At 70.6% G+C, this 18,069-nt stretch carries 19 protein-coding genes; 9 read left to right on the top strand and 10 right to left on the bottom strand.

Features of this window, described 5'->3' with window-relative positions:
• Positions 1-13: 13 nt before the first annotated feature.
• Together TSH58p_RS13245 and TSH58p_RS13240 are read right to left on the bottom strand one after the other, a co-directional pair.
• A complete protein-coding gene (locus TSH58p_RS13245; RefSeq protein ID WP_109070751.1) occupies positions 14-1,348 on the bottom strand; it encodes a DUF2336 domain-containing protein in 1,335 nt (444 codons plus the stop codon).
• A complete protein-coding gene (locus tag TSH58p_RS13240) occupies positions 1,345-2,952 on the bottom strand; it encodes a diguanylate cyclase (protein ID WP_247874101.1) in 1,608 nt (535 codons plus the stop codon). Before TSH58p_RS13240 ends, TSH58p_RS13245 begins: the two co-directional genes overlap by 4 nt.
• Positions 2,953-3,244: 292 nt before the next feature.
• Here TSH58p_RS13240 and TSH58p_RS13235 point away from each other — a divergent pair, with 292 nt between their 5' ends.
• The 4 genes from TSH58p_RS13235 to TSH58p_RS13220 all read left to right on the top strand — a co-directional run bounded on the left by TSH58p_RS13235 (position 3,245) and on the right by TSH58p_RS13220 (position 6,724).
• Positions 3,245-3,916 carry a pyrimidine 5'-nucleotidase gene (locus TSH58p_RS13235; protein ID WP_371732442.1) on the top strand — a complete coding sequence of 224 codons (672 nt, stop codon included), beginning with the start codon at positions 3,245-3,247 and terminating at the stop codon, positions 3,914-3,916.
• Between the two features lie 135 nt (positions 3,917-4,051).
• Positions 4,052-4,894, top strand: a complete 843-nt coding sequence (gene dapD / locus TSH58p_RS13230) for a 2,3,4,5-tetrahydropyridine-2,6-dicarboxylate N-succinyltransferase (RefSeq protein ID WP_109070749.1) — start codon at positions 4,052-4,054, stop codon at positions 4,892-4,894.
• 19 nt (positions 4,895-4,913) lie between these two features.
• Positions 4,914-6,107 (top strand): succinyl-diaminopimelate desuccinylase, encoded by a 1,194-nt coding sequence (gene dapE / locus TSH58p_RS13225; protein ID WP_109070748.1) that lies wholly within the window; start codon positions 4,914-4,916, stop codon positions 6,105-6,107.
• Between the two features lie 47 nt (positions 6,108-6,154).
• Positions 6,155-6,724 (top strand): hypothetical protein, encoded by a 570-nt coding sequence (locus TSH58p_RS13220; RefSeq protein WP_109070747.1) that lies wholly within the window; start codon positions 6,155-6,157, stop codon positions 6,722-6,724.
• A gap of 133 nt (positions 6,725-6,857) precedes the next feature.
• Here TSH58p_RS13220 and cobT read toward each other — a convergent pair whose 3' ends face one another.
• Entirely contained in the window at positions 6,858-7,886 is a 1,029-nt protein-coding gene (cobT, locus tag TSH58p_RS13215; RefSeq protein WP_109070746.1) for a nicotinate-nucleotide--dimethylbenzimidazole phosphoribosyltransferase, read from the bottom strand.
• A 177-nt stretch (positions 7,887-8,063) separates the two neighbouring features.
• Here cobT and cobS point away from each other — a divergent pair, with 177 nt between their 5' ends.
• From cobS to TSH58p_RS13200, 3 genes are read left to right on the top strand one after another with little or no spacing between them, the layout of a single operon-like run.
• The gene (gene cobS, locus TSH58p_RS13210) at positions 8,064-8,858 is read left to right on the top strand and encodes an adenosylcobinamide-GDP ribazoletransferase (RefSeq protein ID WP_109070745.1); all 795 of its coding nucleotides are present in this window, start codon (positions 8,064-8,066) and stop codon (positions 8,856-8,858) included.
• Positions 8,855-9,484, top strand: coding sequence for a histidine phosphatase family protein (locus tag TSH58p_RS13205; protein WP_109070744.1), 630 nt, complete (start codon positions 8,855-8,857; stop codon positions 9,482-9,484). Before cobS ends, TSH58p_RS13205 begins: the two co-directional genes overlap by 4 nt.
• A 36-nt stretch (positions 9,485-9,520) precedes the next feature.
• On the top strand, positions 9,521-10,030 hold the full coding sequence (locus tag TSH58p_RS13200; protein ID WP_109070743.1) for a pyridoxamine 5'-phosphate oxidase family protein: 510 nt from the start codon (positions 9,521-9,523) through the stop codon (positions 10,028-10,030).
• 143 nt (positions 10,031-10,173) lie between these two features.
• On the opposite strand, the gene lpxD is transcribed toward TSH58p_RS13200, so the two are convergent.
• From lpxD to TSH58p_RS13185, 3 genes are all read right to left on the bottom strand, one after another.
• Positions 10,174-11,289, bottom strand: a complete 1,116-nt coding sequence (lpxD, locus tag TSH58p_RS13195) for a UDP-3-O-(3-hydroxymyristoyl)glucosamine N-acyltransferase (protein ID WP_109070742.1) — start codon at positions 11,287-11,289, stop codon at positions 10,174-10,176.
• 80 nt (positions 11,290-11,369) lie between these two features.
• Positions 11,370-12,206: an ABC transporter permease gene (locus TSH58p_RS13190; protein ID WP_109070741.1), complete on the bottom strand. Its 837-nt coding sequence runs from the start codon at positions 12,204-12,206 to the stop codon at positions 11,370-11,372.
• Complete coding sequence (locus TSH58p_RS13185; protein ID WP_109070740.1) at positions 12,193-12,993, bottom strand: ABC transporter ATP-binding protein; 801 nt, start codon at positions 12,991-12,993, stop codon at positions 12,193-12,195. Before TSH58p_RS13185 ends, TSH58p_RS13190 begins: the two co-directional genes overlap by 14 nt.
• A gap of 120 nt (positions 12,994-13,113) precedes the next feature.
• Here TSH58p_RS13185 and TSH58p_RS13180 point away from each other — a divergent pair, with 120 nt between their 5' ends.
• Together TSH58p_RS13180 and TSH58p_RS13175 are read left to right on the top strand one after the other, a co-directional pair.
• Positions 13,114-14,445, top strand: a complete 1,332-nt coding sequence (locus TSH58p_RS13180; RefSeq protein ID WP_109070739.1) for an ActS/PrrB/RegB family redox-sensitive histidine kinase — start codon at positions 13,114-13,116, stop codon at positions 14,443-14,445.
• Positions 14,446-14,459: 14 nt separating this feature from the next.
• Complete coding sequence (locus TSH58p_RS13175) at positions 14,460-15,044, top strand: ActR/PrrA/RegA family redox response regulator transcription factor (RefSeq protein ID WP_014239303.1); 585 nt, start codon at positions 14,460-14,462, stop codon at positions 15,042-15,044.
• Between the two features lie 80 nt (positions 15,045-15,124).
• Here TSH58p_RS13175 and TSH58p_RS13170 read toward each other — a convergent pair whose 3' ends face one another.
• The 4 genes from TSH58p_RS13170 to TSH58p_RS13155 form a co-directional block, all read right to left on the bottom strand.
• Positions 15,125-16,093 (bottom strand): DMT family transporter, encoded by a 969-nt coding sequence (locus TSH58p_RS13170; RefSeq protein ID WP_109070738.1) that lies wholly within the window; start codon positions 16,091-16,093, stop codon positions 15,125-15,127.
• 70 nt (positions 16,094-16,163) lie between these two features.
• Complete coding sequence (locus tag TSH58p_RS13165) at positions 16,164-17,006, bottom strand: AraC family transcriptional regulator (protein WP_247874099.1); 843 nt, start codon at positions 17,004-17,006, stop codon at positions 16,164-16,166.
• A gap of 19 nt (positions 17,007-17,025) precedes the next feature.
• Positions 17,026-17,217 carry a DUF2892 domain-containing protein gene (locus TSH58p_RS13160; RefSeq protein WP_109070736.1) on the bottom strand — a complete coding sequence of 64 codons (192 nt, stop codon included), beginning with the start codon at positions 17,215-17,217 and terminating at the stop codon, positions 17,026-17,028.
• Positions 17,218-17,294: 77 nt separating this feature from the next.
• Positions 17,295-17,948, bottom strand: a complete 654-nt coding sequence (locus TSH58p_RS13155; protein ID WP_247874098.1) for a Crp/Fnr family transcriptional regulator — start codon at positions 17,946-17,948, stop codon at positions 17,295-17,297.
• Positions 17,949-18,069 lie beyond the last annotated feature (121 nt).

Genomic DNA, 18,069 nt, shown 5'->3' with positions numbered 1-18,069 from the left:
TGGTGGCGCGGCGTCAGACTTTCTCCTCGACTCCGAAGAAGGCGAGCTGCCAGCGCATCTCGTCGTCGGACATCGGGTAAAGGACGCCGTCCCTTGCCATAAGCGCGGTTTTTGGCGGAATCTGGGCGATGCGCAATTGCACCTGCCGGGCGAAGCGCATCGACAGGCCGCAGCGCCACACCAGCGAGGTGACGGCGCGCGGGGCGTGGGTGCCGATGATGCGGTCGATGATCGGCATCGGAAGCTGCGCCAGCTCGCCCAGCCCGGCCAGGACGAAGGCCCGGTCGCCCTCCGCCAGCGCGCCCTCCAGCAGCTTCTCCGTCAGCTTGCCTTCCTTGTTCAGCCTTGCCGCCTTGTCGGACGGACGTTCGGCCGCCTTGTCCTTGTCGCCCGGCAGATGGCCAAGCTCCTCCTCCCCGAAATCGACGAGGCCGCGGGCCACGCCGGCTCCGCCGCCGCCGTTGCCCCCGGCCCCGCGGTTGACGCGCGCCCGCACACCCTCGGCCAGGGCACGGGCGGCGGCGGGGTCGAGGTCGGTGCGCTCCCGCAGGACCTTCAGCAGATTGTCGGCGACGAAGCTCGCCAGCCGCGCCACGGCGCGGGCGGGCAGCCGCGGGCGGCGCACCAGCGGGGCGTGCCAGGGCTCGTGCTGCGGCGCCTGGTCCAGGATGCGGTCGAGAGTCTCCTCGCGGATCTGGGCCGAGGGGTTGGCGAGCAGAGCGGTCATCGCCGCCTCGTCGTCCGACCGCGCGATGGCGTCGGCGACGGAGGCCGACACCTGCTTGCGCCCGGCGATCGCCGACAGGGCGCCGGCCACCGGCCCGCGCATGATGATGTCCGACAAATCCTCGTCGGTCAGGATCGGCGAGAATTGCAGGACCGGGGCGCAGACCGACAGCTCCACGTCGCGGGCCAGCGTGTTGATGACGCCGTGGGGGGCGCCGGGCAACTCCTTCAGCGCCTCCGACAGGATGCCGCGCACCTCCGTCGCCTGGTCGCGGGCCAGCGCTTCCAGGCACTCCAGCGTCAGCCGCTCGACCTGCGACGCCTGGTCGGCGGACAGGTCGGGCAGCAGCCGGGCGACCTTCTGGGCCAGGGCGCCGCGCACCGCGACCTCCCGGTCGGTGGCCAGCATCAGGTCGGCCTGCCGCGGTGTCCCGGCGTTGGTGGCGATGGCCTGACGGACCTCCGCCGCGGTGTCGGCGGCCAGGAAGTAGAGCAGTTCGGGCCGCGTCTCGGGCGACGCGGCGACGCGGCGACGCACCGCCGGGTCGGTGCTGCGCGCCATCTGCTTGGCCGCCTCGTAATCGGCGGGATCGAGAAGCTGGGGATCGCCGCAGGCGGTCATTGGGGCGCCTCCGCCATGGGGTCCGCCACGGCGGCGGCGTCCATGGGGAGCGGGGCGACGGCGTAATGGCCCTTCCCGCGCTTCTTGGCGTCGTACATCGCCGAGTCGGCGCGGTCGGTCAGCTCCTGCAGGGTCTCGCGCCCCACCCGGTGGACGGCGACGCCGATGGACAGGCCCAGCGGCTTGTCCGGCGCGGCGGACAGATGGCGCAGCGCGGCCATGCCGGCCAGCAGCCGCTCGGCCACCGCCACCGCCTGCGCCTCGTCGGTGCGGCCCAGCCACAGGACGAACTCGTCGCCTCCCAGCCGCCCCGGCAGGTCGCCGGGCCGGACGCCGTTGGTCAGCAGCCCGCCGATGGCCTTCAGCACGGCGTCGCCCTGCTGGTGGCCGTGCAGGTCGTTCACCGCCTTGAAATTGTCGAGGTCCACATAGAGAAGCGCGGACGGCCCGGTGTCCGGACGGCCAAGCACCTCCTCCAGCCGCTCGAAGAAGGTGCGGCGGTTGAACAGGCCGGTCAGCCCGTCGCGTTCCGACAGGCGGCGCAGCCGCTCCTGATAGGCCAGATGCGCGTGGGCGATGCCGATGTGGTCGGCCACGCCGGACAGCAGGATCCGGTCCTCCTCGTCCCAGGGATCGGAATCGTCGCCGCGCCAGATCACCACCGCGCCGTTGATGGCCTGCCGGTGCTCCGTCCGGGCGGCCAGCAGCCGGTTCGCCCCCAGGGTCAGCTCCCGCGCGTCCTCGCTGGCGGCGATCTCCTCCAGAACCGGCCGCGACAGGTCGGACAGCAGCTCCTCCGGAACCTCCGCGGCGAAATCGGCAGCGGGACGCAGGGCGCCCGTTTCCGTCGCGCGGTAGATGCGGCAGCCGTCGGCGCCCAGCGCGCGGGCGGTTTCCACCGCGGCGACGTGCAGCGCCTTCTGGGCGTCGAGCTGGTCGCGCAGCGTGTGGACGATGTGGGCGAGCATCTTCTCGCGGTTGCGCACCCGGGCCAGCTCGGCCGAGCGCAGCACCTGCTCCGTCGTTTCGCGGCAGACGCCGCGCGCGCCCACCCAGTCGCCCTGCGGCCCGAACAGCGGCACCGCCGACACCACGAAGCAGGCGGGCAGGTCGTCCACCCGCTTCAGCCACAGCTCCGCCTGATCGACGGGGCGGCGGCTGTCGAACGGCAACGGCAGGTCGCCCCACTCGGTCACCGCCAGATCCTTGGGGTTGCGACCAATCAACGCATCGGAGGTGTAACCCAGCGCGCCCTTGGGCGTGACGAAGACAAATCGCCCGTCGCTGCCTGTTTCCCAGGCAAAATCGCTGGAAACCTCGACCAGATCCTTGTAGCGGCGGCGCGACTCGATCAGCGTCTGGCGGAGTTGCCGCTCCAGCGTGGCGTCGCGCCCGAGCAGCAGCGTCTCCCCGCCGGGCAGCGGCGTGGCCGCCCATTCGACGATCATCACGCCGCGCGGCAGCTCCACCGGAAGGGAGCGCAGGCCCGGCGCGACGCTGCAGGTCGCCAGCCATCCCTGGATGTCCGCCAGCCAGCGCCCGCCGGCGCACAGCAATTCCTCCGCGGGAGCGTTCGCGGCGGCAACCGCGTGAGCGGAATCCAACCAGATCGCCGGACCGGGGAATGCGGCCAGGAGCGTGGAGGCGGGAAGGGTGCCGGGCGGATTGCCCGGCGGAACGTCGGATATTGGGTCTGCGGACACGGTGCGAACCTGAGACTGCGCGGGTCGGAGTATACCGGAAAAATGCGCATCCTTCCTGAATCTTTCTTCAGGCGGTCCGGGTAGCTGCCATACGCAACCCATCATTGAGCACACGCCCCTCCCCGAACGGAAACGGGCCATGCGGCGAAGCGGCTTGCGGGCGGGCCGGCGAAGCCCCATTGTTCAGGCCATGATGGCTTCCCTTCGCGACACCGGGGTCTGGATCTTCGACCTCGACAACACCCTCTATCCCGCCTCCTGCAACCTGTTCGCCCAGGTGGACCGGCGCATCGGCGATTTCATCGCCGGGCATTTCGGCATCACCTACGACGAGGCGCGCGTCATGCAGAAGCGCTTCTTCCGGGAGCACGGGACGACGCTGCGCGGCCTGATGGTGGAGCACGACGTCGATCCGGTGCCCTTCCTGGATTACGTGCACGACATCGACGTCAGCCCGGTGGCCCCCTGCCCCAGCATGGCGGACGCGCTGAACCGGCTGCCGGGGCGCAAGATCATCTACACCAACGGCTCCGTCCGCCACGCCGAGAACGTGACGCGGCAGCTGGGCATCGATGGCTGCTTCGAGGCGACCTTCGGCATCGTCGAGGCCGGCTACGTGCCCAAGCCCGACCCGCGCCCCTACGACATCCTGGTGGATCACTACGACATCGACCCCGCACGCGCCTGCATGGTGGAGGACATCGCCCGCAACCTCGTCCCCGCCCACGCCCTGGGCATGACGACGGTGTGGGTGCGCAGCGAGGCCGACTGGTCGCGCCCCGACGAGGGCGGAGTCGGCACCGGCAGCCACATCGACCACACGGTGGACGACCTGCCGGCCTGGCTGGAGGAGATCGCGGGCTGAGCGGCGCCCGCAAGGCCCCCTCATCCCCCCGTAGGAACCCTTTAAGAACCCATTGAGAACAAGGCAACGTTGACAAGGCGGCGCGGCCCGGCCCATGTTCCGAACCCTCGAACAGACAGCCCAGCGAATGCCGCCATGAGCCACGCCAGCCTCGAATCCGCCGTCAACGCCGCGTGGGAAACCCGCGACACCCTGAATGTTTCGACCAAGGGCGCCGTCCGCGACGCCGTCGAGGAGGCCCTGTCCGGGCTCGACTCCGGCGACCTGCGCGTCGCGCAGAAGACGGACGCCGGCTGGGTCGTGAACCAGTGGCTGAAGAAGGCGGTCCTGCTGTCCTTCCGCCTGAACGCCAACGAGACGATCCCCGGCGCGCCGGGCGGCGCCTCCTGGTACGACAAGGTGCCGCCGAAGTTCGAAGGCTGGTCCGAGGCGCAGTTCCAGGCCGCCGGCTTCCGCGCCGTTCCCGGCGCGGTCGTCCGCCGCTCCGCCTACGTCGCGCCGAACGTCATCCTGATGCCCAGCTTCGTCAACGTCGGCGCCTATGTCGACAGCGGCACCATGGTGGACACCTGGGTCACCGTCGGCTCCTGCGCGCAGATCGGCCGGAACGTGCACCTGTCGGGCGGCGTCGGCATCGGCGGCGTGCTCGAGCCGCTCCAGGCCAACCCGGTCATCATCGAGGACGACTGCTTCGTCGGCGCCCGTTCCGAGGTGGTCGAGGGCGTGATCGTGGAGCGCGGCGCCGTGCTGTCCATGGGCGTCTTCATCAGCGCCTCCACCAAGATCATCGACCGCAACACCGGCGAGGTCTTCGTCGGCCGCGTCCCGGCCTACTCCGTCGTGGTGCCGGGCACCCTGCCGGGCAAGCCGCTGCCCGACGGCACGCCGGGTCCGGGCCTCTATTGCGCCGTGATCGTCAAGCGTGTGGACGAGCAGACCCGCGCCAAGACCTCCATCAACGACCTGCTGCGCGACTGACGCCGGGGAAGACGACACGATGAGCACCGCCGCCGCCGCTCCCTCCTTCGACCCCTGCGATCCCGTCGCGGTGGCACAGGCCCTGATCCGCTGCCCCAGCGTGACGCCCGAGGACGGCGGCGCGCTGGGCGTCCTGGAGGCGGCGCTGGCGCCGCTGGGCTTCGTCTGCCACCGCCTGCGGTTCGAGGAGGAGGGCACGGCGCCGGTGGACAACCTCTACGCCCGCCTGGGCACGGAGGGGCCGAACTTCTGCTTCGCCGGGCACACCGACGTGGTGCCCCCCGGCGAGTTGAAGGGCTGGTCCATCGACCCCTTCGCCGCGGAGATCCACAACGGCCGCCTCTACGGCCGGGGTGCCGTGGACATGAAGGGGGCCATCGCCGCCTTCGTCGCCGCCGCGGCCCGCCATGTGAAGGCCGTCAAAGAAGCGGGCACCGCGCCCAAGGGCTCGATCAGCCTGCTGATCACCGGGGACGAGGAAGGGGTCGCCATCAACGGCACCCGCAAGGTGCTGGACTGGATGCAGGCCAAGGGTGAGAAACTCGACGCCTGCGTGGTCGGGGAGCCGACCAACCCCAAGGCGCTGGGCGACATGATCAAGATCGGGCGGCGCGGCAGCATGACCGCCTTCCTGACCGTCCACGGCGCGCAGGGGCATGTGGCCTACCCGCATCTGGCCGACAACCCGCTGCCCCGGCTGGCCCGCATGCTGGCCGCCATCACGGCGGAGCCGCTGGACGCCGGAACCCCGCATTTCCAGCCGTCGAACCTGGAGCTGACGACCATCGACGTCGGCAACCCGGCGCACAACGTCATCCCGGCGCAGGGCAAGGCGACGCTGAACATCCGCTTCAACGACCTGCACACCGCCGACACGCTGGTGGCGTGGCTGCGCGAGCGGTTCGACCGGGTGGGCGGTTCCTACGAGCTGGATTATTTCGTGTCGGGCGACAGCTTCCTGACCCCGCCCGGCCCGCTGACCGAGCTGGTGGCGGACGCCGCGGAGCGCGTCACCGGGCGCCGTCCCGAATATTCGACGACCGGCGGCACGTCGGACGCCCGCTTCATCAAGAACTTCTGCCCGGTGGTCGAGTTCGGCCTCGTCGGGCAGACGATGCACAAGGTGGACGAGCACACCGCGCTGGACGACCTGACCCGCCTGACCGACATTTACGGCGAGGTTTTGCGGAACGTCTTCGACCGGATCGGTTGACGTAAGGCTTCCTCCGCCCGTTCCCACCACCCTCCGGTGACCGCAACATGCCGCTGACCGCCCGGGACGTCGCCTCCTCCGTCTTCGGCGCCTATCGCTTGGCCCGGTTCGACCCCACCGGATTGCAGCATCTGGACCGCACCCCCGAAGGGGCGTGGAAGTCCTTCTACGCCGCGGTGATCGTCGCCCCGGCCTGGACGCTGCTGCTGGCCATCCGGCTGTGGGACCAGGTGCCGGACACGCCGCTGTTCCAGCTCGTGGTGGTCGAGGCCATCGCCTACGTCATCAGCTGGACGGCCTTCCCCGTGGTCATGCACGGGGTGAGCGGGCTGCTGGACCGGCAAAGCCGCTACATCGATTTCCTGTGCGCCTACAATTGGTCGTCGGTCGTGCAGATGAGCATCTATCTGCCGGTGGTGATCCTGGCCGCCACGGGGCTTCTGCCCGGCCCGATCTCCGAAGGGCTGGTGTTCGGCATCATGCTGGCGATGCTGACCTACCAGTGGTTCGTCATGCGCACGGCGCTGGACATCTCCGGCGTCGCGGCGGCGGTCCTGGTCCTGCTCGACCTGTTCCTGTCGGCGCTCATCACCGATTTCGCCGACGGGCTGCTGTAGGGCGGGTCGTCCTTGCCCCCTCCCTGACCCTCCCCCGCTGCGCAGGGGAGGGGAAATTGGCCCTCCCCTGCGCAGCGGGGGAGGGAGGGACCCGCGAAGCGGGTGGGTGGGGGTAAGAGTACCTCGCTCCCCCTCACACCCCGCGGGTGCTGACGCCCGCGTCGGCGAAGGTCGCCATGCCGGCGTGGCAGGCGCAGGCCGACTTCACGATGTTGATGGCCAGCGCCGCGCCCGAGCCCTCGCCCAGACGCATCCCCAGATCGAGCAGCGGCTCCTTGCCGATGGCCGCCAGCAGATGGTCGTGTCCCGGCTCGACCGAGCGATGGGCGACCATGCAGTGGTCGAGCGCCCGGCGGTCGGCCTTGAACAGCACCGCCGCCGCCGCCGTGCAGGCGTAGCCGTCGAGCAGCACCGGCACCCGCGCCATGCGGGCGGCCAGGATGGCGCCGGCGATGGCCGCCAGCTCATAGCCGCCGAAGCAGCGCAGCGCCTCGAACGGGTCGTCCTTGGCCTGCGGGTTGGCGGCCAGACCGGCCTCGACGGCGGCGACCTTGCGGGCCAGCCCCTCGTCGTCCACGCCGGTGCCGCGGCCCGTCCAGTCCTTGGCCTCGCCGCCGAACAGCGCGTGGCAGAGCGCCGCCGCCGCGGTGGAGTTGCCGATGCCCATCTCGCCCAGCGCCAGAAGCTGGACGCCCGTCTCCACGGCCATCATGCCGTAGGCCATGGCCTGGCAGCAGTCCTCCTCGCCCATCGCCGGTCCTTCGGTGAAGTCGGCGGTGGGGGTGTCCAGGTCCAGCTCGTAGACGCGCAGGTCGGCGTCGGCCACCTCGCAGAGCTGGTTCACGGCGGCGCCGCCGTTCTGGAAGTTCTGGACCATCTGGGCGGTCACCGCCGCCGGGTAGGCCGACACGCCGCGGGCGGCGACGCCGTGGTTGCCGGCGAAGACGGCGACGCGCGGGCGGCGCACCTCCGCGGGGTGCTGGCCCTGCCACGTCGCCATCCACTGCGCGATCTCCTCCAGCCGGCCGAGCGCGCCCGCCGGCTTGGTGAGCTGCCGTTCGCGCTGGAGGGCCGCCGTGCCGGCGTCGAGGTCCGGCCCCGGCAGGTTGCGCACCAGCGCGCGGATTTCCTCGAAGGTGATGGCGGGCTGCGTGTTGCTCATGGCGAAGGGTCCTGGCGCTGACGGCAGAGGATGCGGTGAAGGGTAAACAGTGGAAAAAGCGGCGCGACCTTGGACCATTCCCGATCCGCTGTCAAAGCGCCTCTCGTCCTGTCTGTCATCCGTTGCTGGGCTGTTATCCGTTGCGGCGGGCCGGGGGTTGCCGTACTCCGAAGCGCCATGCCTGAGGATTCCCCCGCCCCGCCCGTCTCCCGCTGGATCGCCCCCCGCTGGATCGCCGACTTGGCGCTGGCCGTCGTCTTCCTGACGCGGCTGCCCCTGCGCCTGTCCGGGCCGCTGGCCGAGGACGCCCACGCCCGCGCCATGGGCTGGTTCCCGCTGGTCGGCGCCGGGGTCGGGCTGGTCGGCGGCGCCGTCCACGGGCTGGCGGCGCTGGCCCATCTGCCGCCGCTGCCGGCGGCGCTGCTGGCGCTGGGCGCCATGGTCTGGCTGACCGGCGCCCTGCACGAGGACGGGGCGGCGGACGTCGCCGACGGCTTCGGCGGCGGGCGCGACAAGGCCCGCAAGCTGGAGATCATGCGGGACAGCCGGGTCGGCAGCTACGGCGTGCTCGCCATCGTCTTCTCGGTCGCGGTCCGCGGCTCGGCCCTGGCCGCGCTGGCCGAGCCGCGCCTCGTCATCCCCGCCCTGCTCGCCTCGGGCGCCCTGTCGCGCGGCGGCATGGCGGCGGTCGCCCGCTTCATGGACCCGGCGCGCGCCGACGGGCTCGCCGCCCGGCAGGGGCGCCCGTCGCCCGGCACGGTGGCCCTGTCGCTCGTCCTGGCGCTGGCCGTGGCCGTGGCGGCGCTGAAGGGGCTCGCGCCCGCGGCGATTCTGGCCGCGATTCTGGCGGTCGTGGCGGTGGCGTGGCAGGCGCGACGGCAGATCGGCGGCCACACCGGCGACGTGTTCGGCGCCGCGCAACAGGTGGCGGAGGCCGCCGTTCTGCTCACCCTGGCCGCGACTGTTGCATGAAGAACACTCGCTGGTGGCTCATCCGCCACGCTCCCGTCCCGAATCCGGGAAAAGTGATCTACGGGCGAAGCGATCCCCCCGCCGACACCGACGATTCCGACGCTCTGGCGGCGCTGGCGGCTCGGCTGCCCGCGCAGGCGGTCTGGGTGACCTCGCACCTGCGCCGCACCCGCCAGACGGCGGCGGCGCTGCGCCTGCCCGGCAGCGACATGGCCCTGGTCGAGCGGGCGCTGGCCGAGCAGGACTTCGGTCGTTGGGAGGGGCTGTCCCACGACGCGGTGGCCGACTTGCACCCCGAGGAGGCCCGCCGCTTCTGGAGCGATCCGGCGACCGAGGCCGCACCGGATGGCGAGAGCTTCGCGGCGGTGATGGAGCGGGTGGCCGGCGCCGTCGCCCGGCTGACCGACCTCTACGCCGGGCGCGACATCGTGGCGGTGATCCACGGCGGGTCGATCCGCGCGGCTCTGGCGCTCGCCCTCGACCTGACGCCGCGGGCGGCGCTGCGGCTGGCGGTGGCCCCGCTGTCGCTGTCGCGCATCGACCATTACGGCAGCGGCGAGGAGGGCGGTTCCTGGTCGGTCACGGCTCTGAACGCGCTCGGAACCTTTTCGGGACATGGCCGTTGACCGGACTCCGTTGGGCTACCAATAGAGGGTCAGACCATGGCAAGAAGCGCTGACGATCGCGAGGCCGCCGAGAAGCTCTGGGGCATGATCAAGGGCCTCCGCATCTGCATGATGACGACGCTGGACGAGAACGGCATTTTGCATTCCCGCCCGATGGCGACCCTACCGCACGCGGGATTCGACGATGGAACCTTGTGGTTCTTTACGCGGGCCGACTCGCCGAAGGTTCATGAATTGAAGACGCACTGGCGCGTCAACCTGTCCTACGCCGACCCCGACAAGCAGGACTACGTGTCGGTGTCCGGCGTGGCGGAGACGGTCCGCGACCGCGACAAGATCCGCTTCCTGTGGCGGGACATCCTGTCCACCTGGTTCCCGCAGGGGGTGGACGATCCCGATCTCGCGCTGCTGAAGGTCAGCGTCGATCAGGCCGAATATTGGGACAGCCCGTCGAGCGCGATGGTCTACGCCTACGGCTATGTGAAGGCGAAGATCACCGGCGAGCCGCCGAAGCCGGGCGATCACGCGAAGATCGCGTTCCAGTAGGGGTTCTGTTGGGACGGGGTTTGCCCCCACCCTTCCCACGGCTTCGCCGTGGGCCCCTTCCCTCCCCCGCTAGCGCAGGGGAGGGAGCCTAATCCCCTCCCCTGCGCTAGCGGGGGAGGGTCAGGGTGGGGGCAAGTGCTCCCTTATTCGGACTTCGCCCCGCCGTCCAGCGCGCCGACCCGCTTCTTCAGGTCGATCACGTCCGCGTACATCCGCTTCAGCCGGGCCAGCCCCTTGTACTGGTCGAAGGCGCGCTCGCGCGGCACCGCCGGGTAGCCCATGTAGACGGCCTTCGCCGGGATGTCCGTCCCCACGCCGGAATTCGCCGCGACCACCGCGTCGTTGCCGATCTTCACGTGATCCGCCACCCCGACCTTGCCGGCCAGAACCACGCGGTCGCCGATGGTCGTGCTGCCGGCGATGCCGACATGGCCGCACAGCATGCAGTTGGTGCCGATCTGCACGTTGTGGCCGATCTGCACGAGGTTGTCGATCTTGGTGCCGGAACCGATGCGGGTCGCCGTGATGGTGCCGCGGTCGATGGTCGCGTTCGCCCCGATCTCCACGTCGTCGCCCAGGATCACCGTGCCGATGGAGTTCACGCGGTGGATCAGCACGTTGGTGCCGACCACCCGGCCCGTCGCCTTGGCCGACTCCACGCTGCCCGGCTCCGGCGTCACGAAGCTGAAGCCGTCGTTGCCGACCGCCGCGTTGGGGTGGATGATGCAGCGCTCGCCCATCACCACCCGCTCGCCGATGCGGGCGCCGGGGTGCAGCAGGCAGTCCTTGCCGATCACCGCCTCCGCCCCGACGGTGGCTTGCGGCATGACGATCACCCCCTCGCCCAGCACCGCCTTCGGCCCGACATAGGCGAAGGGACCGACCGACACGCCCGCCCCCAGAATGGCCTCCGGCGCCACGAAGGCGGTGGGATGCACCCCCGGCTCGGCGTGGACCGGCTTCTCGAAGACGGTGGTCAGGCCGGCCATGGCGAAGCGCGGGCGCTTGACGACGATCCAGCCCTTGAGGTTGGCCGGCACCTCCGCCCCCTCCGCGACCACCGCGGCGACGGCCTTGCCGTTGGCCAGCAGCTCCGTCAGGCCCTTTTCCATGGCGAGCGCCAGATCCTCCGGCCCCTCGGCCTCCGACGGGTGGACGGCGCGGGCGATGCGCACGGTGCCGTCGCCCTCCAGCGACGCGCCCAGGGCGGCGGCGATCTCGGCGAGGGTGACCGGGGCGGCGGGGGAAACGGGAGTCATGGCGGCGCTCTGGCTGTCGGTCCGAAGAGGCCGGGACGCTAGCACGGCTGACCGGTGCTGGCGAGGGCCGGCGCTTTTTGTCATTCACCGGTCTGCAGCAGCGCCCCGCGCACCCGCGCCTGATGGAAGGAGTAGAGGAAGGCGGCGCTGCACAGCCCCATGAACAGCGCGTTCAGGCCCACCGCCCAGGCCAGATGGTCCCAGCGCATCGTGCCGTCGAACAGGATGGCGCGCATCCCCTCGAAGACGTGGGCGGAGGGCAGCGACAGGGCCACCCATTGCAGCCAGCCCGGCAGGACGCTGACCGGGTAGTAGACGGCGCTGACCGGGGCCAGCATGAAGACGACGATCCAGGCCAGCCCTTCCGCCCCCATGCCGTAGCGCAGGATCAGCGCCACGATGACCAGCCCCAGCGACCAGCCGAAGACGATCAGGTTTGCGAAGAAGCCGGCCAGCGGCAGCCCGAGGTCGAACAGCGAATAGCCGAACAGCGGGATCGCCAGCAGCGCCGCCGGGACGACGCCGATCACCGTGCGGATCAGGCTCATCCCGAACAGCGCCGCCACCCATTCGCCGGGGCGCAGCGGGCTGACGAAGAGGTGGCCGAGGTTGCGCGACCACATCTCCTCCAGGAAGGACACCGACACGCCGAGCTGCCCGCGGAACAGCACGTCCCACAGCAGCACCGCGCTGACCAGCACCCCCGCCCCCTGCGCCACCCAGGCGCTGGAGGAGGCCATGAACTGGTTGATGTAGCCCCACAGGATCATCTGCATGGTCGGCCAGTAGGCCAGCTCCAGGAAGCGCGGCCAGGAGCCGCGCAGCAGATACCAGTAGCGCAGCACCATCGCCCCGACCCGGCGCAGCGAGAAGGCGGGGTTGGCGTGGACCAGGACGGCGGCGTCACTCGGCGGCATCGGCGGCCTCCCGGCGGGCATCCTCACCATTGGCGCGGTCGCGGGCGATGTCGAGGAACACGTCCTCCAGCGAGGTCCGGCCATAGCGGGCCAGCAGCCCTGACGGCGACCCGCGGTCGACGATGCGCCCCTGGCGCATCATCAGCACGTCGTCGCACATCCGCTCCACCTCCAGCATGTTGTGGGAGGCGAGCAGGATGGTGGCCCCCGACTCCATGCGGTAGCGCTCCAGATAGGTGCGGATCCAATCCGCCGTGTCGGGGTCGAGCGAGGCGGTCGGCTCGTCCAGCAGCAGAAGCTCCGGCCGGTTGAGCAGCGCCTTGGCCAGCGCCACCCGCGTCTTCTGTCCCGCCGACAGCCCGCCGGAGGGCCGCTCCAGGAAGCGCGTCAGCTCCAGATGCTCGGCCAGCTCCTCGACCCGCCGCTTCACTCCCTTCAGCCCGTAGAGGTGGCCGTAGACGGTCAGGTTCTCCCGCACGGTCAGCCGGTGCGGCAGCTCCACATAGGGGGAGGAGAAGTTCATGCGGGGCAGCGCCGCGTGGCGGTGGCGCACCATGTCCACCCCCAGCACCTCCACCGAGCCGGAGGTCGGCAGCAGAAGCCCGAGCAGCATGGAGATGGTCGTCGTCTTGCCGGCCCCGTTGCCGCCGAGAAGCCCGGTGACCGACCCCGCCGCGACGGTGAAGGAGATGCCGTCCACGGCGGTGACCTCGCCGGACCGGGCGGTGCCGTAGCGTTTGGTCAGATTCTCGGCCCGGATGGCGTGCTGTTTTGCGCATTGATCCATAGGCGGAGAATATGGCCGCTTGGCGCGCAAACGCCAGAGTGGCAAAACAGCACCGACAAATCGGCCAAGCGCCCCGATACGAAGCCGCGGCGACAGCGGCCATTGCTGGAAAGCCCGCCCATGACAGCCACCGCCGCCTCGTCCCTCCGCCACGCCATGACGCACGCCGGCCGTCCGGGGCCGGCCCAGTGGACCAACCTGGACGGGCGCGTCACGCTGCGCACCCTGATCCTGATCCGCTGGATCGCCGTGATCGGGCAGCTCGCCACCGTGGCGACGGTTCAGCTCGTCATGGGCTTCCCGCTGCCGCTGGGGCCGGTGCTGGCGGCCATCGGGGCGTCGGTGCTGCTGAACCTCGTGGCGATGGCCCAGCGCGGCGGGCGGCTGCGGCTGGCCGACCGCGACGCGGCGCTCTATCTCGGCTACGACATGCTGCAGCTCACGCTGCTGCTGTACCTGACCGGCGGCCTCGCCAACCCCTTCGCCATCCTGCTGCTGGCCCCGATGACGGTGGCCGCGGCGATCCTGTCGCGCTACAGCGTCGTGCTGCTGACGGGGCTCAACCTCGTCTGCCTGACCGTGCTGGCGCTGTGGCACTTCCCGCTGCCCTGGCCGGAGCCGATGCCCTCGGTCGCCCCGCTCTACGCCTTCGGCATCTGGCTGTCGCTGTCGGTGTCGGCCGGCTTCATCAGCGGCTACGTCTTCCGCGTGGCCGAGGAGGCGCGGCGCTTCGCCAACGCCCTGTCGGCCTCGCAGGTGGCGCTGGCGCGCGAGCAGCGGCTGTCCTCGCTGGGCGCGCTGGCCGCCGCCGCCGCGCACGAGCTGGGGTCGCCGCTCGGCACCATCGCGGTGGTGGCGAAGGAGCTGCTGCACGACATGCCGCCGGACAGCCCCTACACCGAGGATGTCGCGCTTCTGCAAAGCCAGGTGATGCGCTGCCGCGAGATCCTGGCGGAGCTGGCCCGCAAGCCGGAGGCCGACGGCGGCGATCCGTTCGAGCGTCTGCCCCTGACCGCCCTGGTGGAGGCGGCGGGCGCCCCCCACCGGCTGGGCCACATCCAGTTCACGGTCGAGCGCAGCGACGGCTCCGTGGGCGAGGAGCCCATCGTCCGCCGCAGCCCGGAGATCATCCATGGGTTGGGCAACTTCATCCAGAACGCCCACCAGTTCGCCGGCGGGCGGGTGACGGTCGCCGCGTCCTGGGACGCCAAGTCGGCGACCGTGGTGGTGATGGACGACGGGCCGGGCTATCCCGCCCATCTGCTGAGCCGCATCGGCGAGCCCTACCTGTCCGCAAGAAGCGAGCGGTCGGGCCATATGGGGCTGGGAATCTTTATTGCACAAACGCTGCTAGAGAAAACGGGCGCCCTTGTAGCCTTTAGCAATAACCGTAGCGGCGGCGCGCGAGTTGTCGTACGTTGGGACCGTGGTGTCTTAGAACCAGAGGACTAGTGGTGGATAGCGCGATGACCACGGACGAGAGTCCAACGGGCGAAACCGCCAAGCTGACGTTCACGGGTGACGTTACCCGCAGCCTCCTCATCGTCGACGACGACGCGCCTTTCCGAACCCGCCTTGCGCGCGCCATGGAAAAGCGCGGTTTCAACGTTGTCGCCGTGGACAGCGTGCAGCTCGGCATCGACGTCGCCCAGGAATCGGCCCCGGCCTTCGCGGTGGTCGACCTGCGGCTGGCCGATGGCAGCGGCCTGGACGTGGTCAAGACCCTGCGCGACGCCCGCCCCGACGCCCGCATCGTCATGCTGACCGGCTATGGCAACATCGCCACGGCGGTCGCCGCGGTGAAGGCCGGCGCGGTGGACTATCTGCCGAAGCCGGCGGACGCCGACGCCGTGGAATCCGCCCTGCTGGCCGACGGCCGTCCGCTGCCCTCCCCGCCGGAAAACCCGATGTCCGCCGACCGCGTGCGGTGGGAGCACATCCAGCGCGTGTTCGAGCAGTGCGACCGCAACGTCTCCGAAACCGCCCGCCGGCTGAAGATGCACCGCCGCACCCTGCAGCGCATCCTGAACAAGCACGCCCCGCGGGGGTGATGCCTCCTTTCTCGGCGTGACAACGCCCCCTCGCCGGTGCGGCGAGGGGGCGTTGTCGTTTCAAACAGGCCCATCCTGCTTCACGCCGCGGCCGGCTGCCGCCCGGCCTCCGGGTGCGGCGGCTTTGCACGGTGGGCCGCGACGCAGGACAGAACGCTGCCCGTCACGCAGACGAGGGCGGCATGCTCCATCCCCGTCGGCAGCCGCTGCTCCCATAGAAAGCCGTAGAGCAGGGCGAACATGGTTTCGAACAGGATCATCTGGCCAACCAGTGTCAGCGGCAGCAGCCGGCTCATCCTGTTCCAGAAGGCGTTGCCGACGATCGAGGCGAGGATGGCCACGCCGGTCACCACGGCGGCAAAGTGCAGCCATTCCCCGGCGGCGTGGCCGCTCCGGGCGAACAGGAAGGCGGGAACCGCGAGCAGCAGCGCCTGCGCGCCGGTCACCACCCCGGTCAGCAGGCTCCAGTCATGCGCCGACACGTGGCCGAGCCGGGCGAGCCAGCGGCTGTTGCCCACGGCGTAGACCGTCCAGGAGACGAGCGCGCCGACCGCGCAGAGCAGCCCGGTCATCTCGGCCATCGGCATCCCCGTCCGGCCATCACCCAGCGCGTCACCCACCGCCTGCCAGCCGATGCACAGGATGCCCGCCGCGCCGAGCAGCAGCGAAGGCACGAGTTTCCGAACGGAAACCGCTCCATGATCCCGGCTGCCGATGACGGTGACCGCGACCGGCAGGAAGCCGATGACCAGCGAGGTCATCGCCATCCCGCCCAACTGCACGGCGGTGGCCAGCAGGGCGTAATAGAGGATGTTGCCGAGCAGGCTCAGCCACGCCAGAGCCCACCACTCCCGCAGGCCGAGCCCGGCGCACAGGGTCCTCCAGCGCGGCAGCACGAGCAGGACGGCGAACAGGCCATAGGCGAGATAGCGCCCGGCGGCAAGCTGAAGCGGCGTGAAGGCCGATGCCAGTTCGGGGGCGAGGAAGACCAGCCCCCACAAGGCCCCCGCGACGATGCCGCAGGCGATCCCCAACCACGTCGTGCCCATCCTTGCTCCCGACCCTCACTGGTTTCCGAGGCAAGGATGGCATGGGACGCGACTGTCTTCTTGTCCAAGGCTACGGACTTTTGTGCCGGGTCTCGCGGCTTTGGCGCCGGTAGGCCGCGGGAGTCAGGCCGGTGGCCCGCCGCATCGCCCGAGTGAACGCGCTCTGGTCGGCGTAGCCGGCGCGGTAGGCGATCTCCGCGATCGGCAGCTCCGACCGCGCGAGCCAGTCGCACGCCCGTTTCAGCCGGGCCTCCGCGAGCCACGCGCGTGGAGTGGTGTCCAGTTCGGCGCGGAACAGGGCATGCAGCCGGCTGACGCTCATGCAGGCCCGTTCGGCCATCGTCTCGGCGGTCCACGGCTTCGCGAGGTCGGGCTCGACCGTGGCAAGCAGACCACCGAGCCTCGACGGGGAATGCGCGGGTTCCTCGGCGAGCGCGTCGAGCAGCAAGGGCACCCAAAGGCGGAGGTTGTTCGCCGACACGCCGCCGCTTCCCACCATCAGGCCCATGTAGTCGATCAGCTTGCCGGCCACCGGGGTCAGCGCGACAAAAGGATGGCGGATCAGCCGGTCGCCGATCTCCGGTTCCAGGATAGCGGGGTCGAGATCCAGGATGAGCGAGCGGTTCGGCCCGTCGCTCATCTGGGAATGCGAGGACCCGGCTTCGACGAAAGCCGCCCGGCATGGCCCGAGACGGCCGCCCTTTCCGGCGATGTCGATGTCCAGGGCACCATGCAACGGCAGAACGAGCTGAGCGAAATCGTGCCGGTGGGCGCTGTGCGCCGCCCCGTAACTGCGGACATCGATGCTGATGCGCGGCGATGTGGACATCGCCTTTCTATAACCGAAACCCGGCGCGCCGACCACCCGCCGAAAGGGGCGGCGGAGGGGGCAAAGCCTGGCGTTTGGCGCCATGCGCCTTGCCCCCGCCCTCTCACTTCTTGACGGAGCAGCTCCTCACGCCGAACAGGGTGTAGGCCGGGCAGAAGCCGGCCACCGCGGTCAGCAGCGGGACGAGGCCGATCCAGCCCCAGGGGGTCTGCGGGCCGACGAAGACGAGGGCGATCAGGACGAGGCCGACGATGGCGCGCAGCGCGCGGTCGATGGTGCCGACGTTGACGGGCATGGAAGCACCTTGGGATTTGGGTTGGGCGGTTGGTGCGCCCATCCAAGCCCCTTTCCGACCGCCGGTCTGTGACTCCGTCACACGCCGTCCGTGCGCTCCAGCGCCAGCAGCGCGTCGGGATCGCGCACCCCGACGCGGCCGCGCGCCAGCTCCACGAAGCCGCGCCGCTCGAACTCCTTCAACTGGCGGCTGACCACCTCGCGCGCCGTGCCCAGCTCGACGGCGAGCGTCTGGTGGGTGGTGTCCAGCCCGCCGCGGGCGTCGCGGTGGTCCACCAGGAAGCGGGCCAGCCGCAGGTCGATGCGCCCGAAGGCCACCTCCTCCACCAGCATCATCATGCCGAGCAGGCGCGTGCCGAAGGAGGCGAAGACGAAGTCGCGGAACACCGCGGAGCGGGCCAGCAGCTCGTGGAAGGCCCCGGCCCCGAGCGCGATGGCGTCCAGATCGGTTTCGGCCACCCCCTCGGCGCTGTAGTCGGCGCGCGTCATCAGGCAGGCGGTGGTCAGGATGCAGGTCTCACCCGCCCCGACGCGGTAGAGGACGATCTCCCGCCCGGTCTCGGCGGTCATCTGGACCCGCACCGTTCCGTCCAGCAGCATGAGAAAATTGTGGCAGAGACCGCCGATGCGGAACAGCACCGTGCCGCGCGGCACCGCCATCCGCGCGCCCTGCGCGCGCAGGACGGCCTGCGCGTCGGGTTCCAGGGCGGACAGCGCCGGAAACGCGCCCATCCAGGCACCGTCAATCTTTTCAACATGTTGCGGTGGCATGCCCGGCCCCCCTCGAACGACCATGACCATTATCCGCGAAGGGGCTTCCCCGGTCCACCCCAACGACCTCCCCACAGCCCCC

Origin of the sequence: Azospirillum sp. TSH58 (assembly GCF_003119115.1) — a bacterium.
GTDB lineage: Bacteria > Pseudomonadota > Alphaproteobacteria > Azospirillales > Azospirillaceae > Azospirillum.
The sequence above is the reverse complement of the archived record's forward strand: the minus strand, read 5'-3'. Positions and strand labels throughout refer to the sequence as shown.